Here is a 5,313-nt window from a genome sequence, read left to right as displayed (position 1 = left end):
CGTCCAATCGAGGCCTAGTCCGGCCAGCCCTGACCCAAGTGCTGGAAAAGAATATCCATCTCCTGCGCAGCCCCTGCGCCGTCCACGGGCGTTGCTCGCATATACAAGAAGATGCCGGGCGAGCCCGGAGGTGCACCGTAGGCAATCCTCCAACCATCGGCATGAATCGTCACCTCGTCAGGGGCCTCAGGTTCCTGACAGTCTCCCGTCTCCTTGGGGCCAACCACGGGGCATCGCTCGATGTAGTCCGCTAGCAGTCCATCGATCTCCTCGATCGCCTCAGGTTTGACGGTCAATCCCGGTTCGATCGTGATCTCCGTATCGCCATAGTCAGAAATGACCGCCGTCACCTGCGAGGCGCCAGTGACGCCGTACGCCCGTGAGCTCGCTACATATTCATACGTCCCGAAAGGGAGCATCGGTAGCTGACTGGAGCTGCTTTGGTAATCGTAGAAACCGTTCGCGTCATAGCACCACGTTTCTTCGCCGTCACCGGGGCATTCGGGCACGAATCCCTGATCCAGATGCAGGGAATCCGGGCTCACCCACTGTTCCTGTAACTCTGCCGGACTGAGGTTCGCCACTCCTTTTTCCGGTGGCCGCACCTTGTACTTGTTTCCCATACTCTCCAGCGTGAGGATGGTTTCCACGGTGTTACCGCCCTCCACCGTCCAGCGCACATGGGCCTCGGGTTCATCGCGGTCCGGGCTGTCTTCAATTCTGACGAGCTCAGCGTCTACGATTCCGGAGGTTCGCGTTGCGAGCCACGGCGATTCCGCGATCCAATCGTGCCCTTTCGGACTCAACGTCAGTTCAGCAAGCTTCTCGGCGTCCCCATCCTCCTGCGCCTGCAGCCATGCCGTTGCCACACCTTCCGGCGTGGACGTATCGGCGTTGGACGTACACGCAGAGGCTCCAGCCAACGTGATCACGGCAATCAGAATTCGCGGCCACTTCTTCACGTCCACTTTGACCCCACGTATTCATCCAAGGAGATCGCAAATTCAAGGTACGCCGCCATTTTCTCCTCACCTTCTATTCGAACGGCGTCCATCGGGCCGTTGAATTCTGCGGCATCAGCGCCGGAATCGGCTAGCTCGAGTATTTCTTGAAATGCCCCGGACTCAGGGTGAGATAAAAGGTCTTGCGCTGATGCCAGAGCCTCCGCACATCCGCTACTCTCCGGTGCGGGCCGGCAGCTCCGTATCACCATCGCGACTTCCGCAAATCCTTGATCCTCCCATTGCTGTATCAGATCATTCATTTCGCCATACGCATCGCCAAAGTCATCTACGAGTATGCGCAACTGCGAATCGCGCTGCACCGCCGGGGAGTCTTCAAGTTTGAGGAGCAAGATGTTGTGGTTCATGAGCACGCTGTCTAGATACTCGAGTCGAGAATATGCTGTGTACGCATCGTCACCGGCCTCGAATGCGCTGACGTGCTCGAATGTTTCGGCGAATACGCCGCCTTCAACGTTGTACCTCAGCCGTTCCGTGAACCAACTGGCATCACGGTACTCACTTTCGAACGGCGGACGGAGCCACCACCAACCACACACAGCCGCTATGGCAACGACCGCTCCGAGGGCTACAACAAGCCATCGACCCCGCTTGGTTGTTGGTGCACCCATGCACAGCTCCTCGGTCTTCGATCGAATGGAAACAGCTCATTATGCTATGGGCCTTCCTCAACCTGTCAAGCATGTCCGTCCGATCCAGTCATTGCCGATTTTCCCTTTGGGAGGACGACGACGGGTTGTGGGACCGGCGCGTTGTGCGGTGGTTCTTTTTGAAGGCCAACCTTGCCGCAGCCCTGCGCACCCAACTATGCTCAGCGAATGGGCAAGGTAGCTTACGGATTCACCAGTTCGATCGACGGATTCATCGCGGGGCCAGGCCACGACATGAGCTGGATGAGTGCAGCTGAGCCACTCGCAGAGGGAACAACGCAACGCATGGCAGAACGCGTTGCCGTGATCATCTCGGGGCGCCGCGGTTATGACGCGGCCATCGCAATGCGCGATGAGCGAGACGAGCTCACAGCAGAACCGTATGGCGGTGCATGGTCGGGCACCGAGTTCATACTCACGCATCGCCCCGAAGACCTCGCTGACGATCCCTCGGTGATCGCCTTGAACTGCGATGTGCGCGAGGCGATCAAACGTGCGAAAGCCATTGCGGGAGATCGCGACGTGCAGATCATCAGTGCAGACAGCGCGCGCCAAGCGATCGAACACGGTCTCGTGGATGAACTCCAAGTATCCGTCGCTCCCGTGTTCCTCGGTGACGGCGTGCGGATCTTCGATGTAGCCGGCGGGCATCGCGTCGATTGGGAGATCACCGAGGTATTCTCGGACAGCCCTCGGGCGTTCTTCCGCACGTACAGGCCGAAACACAGGACGTAGGAGCCGCCCCGCGGCTGCGATCCTGACTGCGTTATTCGCGATGCCCAGTCCCGCTCCTTAGATACTCGTTCATGTCCTGACTGCCGATGTTCTCGCCGAATGCCGGGAGCAAGCCACGGTCACGTAGCGAAGCGTAGGCACGCGTGTTGCGCTCCAAGAATTCGCGGTCCAACCGCTCGTCTTCGTCCGGCGTGTTACCAACAACGCGATACATGCCCGGAGTATCCAAATCTTCGTGCGAGCCATCAGGGAAGACCCTTATGGCGTACATCCCTGGCATCCGGTGTTCGCTAAGGATATCCACGTACTCGCTTTCGGCATCCGTGCTCCATGCCCAGCCAATATGCCAGCCGCGATGGAAATGATGTCCATTCTCTACAGCAAGCAAATCCTCGACGGTCAATCCCCACCGATCACCATTCTCACCCAACGCGCTCGCAGCGCACTTTTCCTTGTCATTATTCATGCACTCAGGCTATGCGACAGCTCCGACATTGGTACGGCCCGCGAACCGGCCTTCCTGGGCCTGCGAAGACCTAATCAATGAAGACCGCCGAAAACGCCGGTACGGGAAGGGGTACCGCCAGAGTGAGTGAATTCCTCCAGAGATAGCCAAAACCATCAGGGATGCCGTGCAACGCCAACACTTACGACATTCACTCACTCTCGCTGCACTCACTCACTTTCGCACCGAGGCAGGGCTAATGGCCACCGCTGGGAAAGGCCTATATCCCGTATTGCGAGGGTTCTCGTACCACTGAGGAAAGTGAAAGACGGGAACCCATACCGAGGTCTCATCCATCTGTGGGCCCAAAGGGACTCGCGTGTCCGCTTCGCGTTCACACCGCTCGCTAACGCTCACCCACAGGCAGTTCGCAAGCTGCGCTGACTGATTACACCGACAACAGTGGCCAAGAATCGATCGCCGGCCGAGTTTGGCACACCAAGCCCAGATTTAGGCAGGCACGCCCGAGTTCCGCACCCAGGAGAGGAAGCTGATTGTCGTCTCGATGAGTGCATTGCAGCGGGGCGATCTGAAGTAGTCGAAGGTGTGTTGGGTATCGCGCGGCTCAATGTAGACGACCGGGTTCACCGCAGCTTTGCGCATCTTGGTCACAGCGTTGCGTGCCCATGCAACCGGAGCACTCGTGTCAAGCCCGCCATGCACCATCAGGACGGGGGGCAGTTCGGCATTGACATGCACGAGTGGGCTGCTCGCGGGATCACCTGAACTTGGTCCGTAGTAACCGTACAGCGCGACAACCGCGGCAACGTGGGTGTGATCATCCTCGAAGCCGGGTTGGAAGCGGGTGTCTCCGGGCGTCGCACCACAGAACAGCGCCAAGTTCGCCCCGGCAGAGTCGCCGCTGGCCACCACCAAGTCGGGGTCGGCCCCAAGCTCAGCCGCGTACCTCGTGGCCCAAGCGACTGCCCGTTTGGCATCGATCACGTAATCGGGGAAGCTTGACTTCGGTTGCAGCCGGTAGTTGGCCGACACACAAATCCAGCCCTGCCGCGCGAGATCGTATAGCAACGGCAGTGACTGGGTGTTCTTGCGTCCGATCCGGAAGTGCCCGCCATGAAAGTGGACGAAGACCCCCACCGGGGTCTTGGCGGGTGGAAGGTAGACGTCGAGCAGATTGCGGTAGCCGTGCTCCCCATAGGCAATATTGCGTAGATGCCGCACACCACGCCTGCGACGCGGCATCGGCAGCACGATCGCCCGCAGATTCTGAGCTAATACGGATGACCGGCTCCGGGAAGGCAGCCCCCAGCCCATCGTTTCCTTCAGTGCATCGTCGAAGACCTTCCGAACGCCGCGGCTGCGCGCTTGGAGGTAGACGAGCAGGCCCGACAACCCGGCGGCCACGACCAGCCCGGCCAGAAGCTGCCCGTCCACGAGTTCCCAGCCGTGTTCGTCCAGAGTCAGCCACACTGAAGCCAGAATGAGTAGCAGCCAGAACAGTGGCACCTCGTTGATCACCCAGCCCGCATGATAACCAGCTTCGCGCAGCCATCCCGGGCGCTGCGGAGGACGCAACGCGGTCAGCGCCATGACGCCAACGATGCCCAGTCCTATCCAGAATCCGATCATGAATTCATACTACACCTGTAGTAACTACATCTGTAGTATGATCTGCGCATGGGACGACGCGAACTGGTGCTGGATGCAGGCATTGATGTCGTGGCCGACAAACGTATGCGAGGCCTGACTCATCGCGCCGTCGACCAGTACGCTGGGCTACCCGCTGGTGCCACATCGAACATGTACCGTACGCGGGCGCGCTTGATATATGGAATTGTGGAGCGCATCCTTGAGCGCGAGCTAGACGTGTGGTCGAGTCTGGCCACTCCAACGGCTGACGCCGAGAGCCTCAGCGATGCGCTGGCGGTGCTGGTCAGTGAATTGACGACCACACACCGCGATCTCACCGTCGCTAGGTACGCCATCGTCACTGAGGCCGCGATCGACACCGATACCCTGCAGATCTTCGCCGCCGGACGTAATCTGGCAATCGGGTGGGCCGAGGAGCAACTCACAAAGCTAGGATCGCCCAACGCTGGCCCAGAGAGCCGCATCCTCCTCGCGCTATTCGACGGCCTGCTGACCGAGGCGTTGACAGCCAGCAATCCGCCACTCGACACTCGGCGGGCGTTCCGGGTTATGCTCTCCGGTCTGCTGCCCGGATCGTCCGAATGAGGCCAGGCGTCACCAGACGGGCAGCCGGCAGCGACAACGTCGCGGTAAGGTCGGCCACTGCCTTTGCTCTCACGAGTTCGTGTCCATATCGATAATCAGAAAACGAAATGAGGCCCGGCGTATGCCGGACCTCATCACATTGTGGGCCCAAAGGTGTCTAGGTTCAGGACATGTGTCTCACTTGATAGGGCACACAAGAGTCGCG

The 5,313-nt window shown here is 59.6% G+C and carries 6 protein-coding genes; 2 read left to right on the top strand and 4 right to left on the bottom strand.

Going from position 1 to position 5,313, the window contains the following annotated elements; translation table 11 throughout:
* Positions 1 to 14: 14 nt before the first annotated feature.
* Positions 15 to 968: a hypothetical protein gene (locus tag ACTHV6_RS11800; RefSeq protein WP_441387820.1), complete on the bottom strand. Its 954-nt coding sequence runs from the start codon at positions 966 to 968 to the stop codon at positions 15 to 17.
* A complete protein-coding gene (locus ACTHV6_RS11795; protein WP_441387819.1) occupies positions 959 to 1,633 on the bottom strand; it encodes a hypothetical protein in 675 nt (224 codons plus the stop codon). Before ACTHV6_RS11795 ends, ACTHV6_RS11800 begins: the two co-directional genes overlap by 10 nt.
* 207 nt (positions 1,634 to 1,840) lie before the next feature.
* Here ACTHV6_RS11795 and ACTHV6_RS11790 point away from each other — a divergent pair, with 207 nt between their 5' ends.
* Positions 1,841 to 2,407, top strand: coding sequence for a dihydrofolate reductase family protein (locus tag ACTHV6_RS11790; protein WP_441387818.1), 567 nt, complete (start codon positions 1,841 to 1,843; stop codon positions 2,405 to 2,407).
* Positions 2,408 to 2,438: 31 nt separating this feature from the next.
* Here ACTHV6_RS11790 and ACTHV6_RS11785 read toward each other — a convergent pair whose 3' ends face one another.
* Both ACTHV6_RS11785 and ACTHV6_RS11780 read right to left on the bottom strand, forming a co-directional pair.
* The gene (locus ACTHV6_RS11785; RefSeq protein ID WP_441387817.1) at positions 2,439 to 2,873 is read right to left on the bottom strand and encodes a hypothetical protein; all 435 of its coding nucleotides are present in this window, start codon (positions 2,871 to 2,873) and stop codon (positions 2,439 to 2,441) included.
* A 489-nt stretch (positions 2,874 to 3,362) separates the two neighbouring features.
* The gene (locus ACTHV6_RS11780) at positions 3,363 to 4,502 is read right to left on the bottom strand and encodes an alpha/beta hydrolase (protein ID WP_441387815.1); all 1,140 of its coding nucleotides are present in this window, start codon (positions 4,500 to 4,502) and stop codon (positions 3,363 to 3,365) included.
* A 48-nt stretch (positions 4,503 to 4,550) separates the two neighbouring features.
* On the opposite strand from ACTHV6_RS11780, the gene ACTHV6_RS11775 reads away from it, so the two are divergent.
* A complete protein-coding gene (locus ACTHV6_RS11775) occupies positions 4,551 to 5,108 on the top strand; it encodes a TetR/AcrR family transcriptional regulator (protein ID WP_441387814.1) in 558 nt (185 codons plus the stop codon).
* Positions 5,109 to 5,313 lie beyond the last annotated feature (205 nt).

It is taken from the genome of Ancrocorticia sp., assembly GCF_052089425.1.
Lineage (GTDB): Bacteria > Actinomycetota > Actinomycetes > Actinomycetales > Actinomycetaceae > Ancrocorticia.
The sequence above is the reverse complement of the archived record's forward strand: the minus strand, read 5'-3'. Positions and strand labels throughout refer to the sequence as shown.

Bases quoted from the DNA above. Each gene is read 5' to 3' on its own strand.
- ACTHV6_RS11785 (WP_441387817.1), bottom strand. From the start codon at position 2,873: ATGAATAATGACAAGGAAAAGTGCGCTGCGAGCGCGTTGGGTGAGAAT.
- ACTHV6_RS11790 (WP_441387818.1), top strand. From the start codon at position 1,841: ATGGGCAAGGTAGCTTACGGATTCACCAGTTCGATCGACGGATTCATC.
- ACTHV6_RS11775 (WP_441387814.1), top strand. From the start codon at position 4,551: ATGGGACGACGCGAACTGGTGCTGGATGCAGGCATTGATGTCGTGGCC.
- ACTHV6_RS11795 (WP_441387819.1), bottom strand. From the start codon at position 1,633: ATGGGTGCACCAACAACCAAGCGGGGTCGATGGCTTGTTGTAGCCCTC.
- ACTHV6_RS11780 (WP_441387815.1), bottom strand. From the start codon at position 4,502: ATGATCGGATTCTGGATAGGACTGGGCATCGTTGGCGTCATGGCGCTG.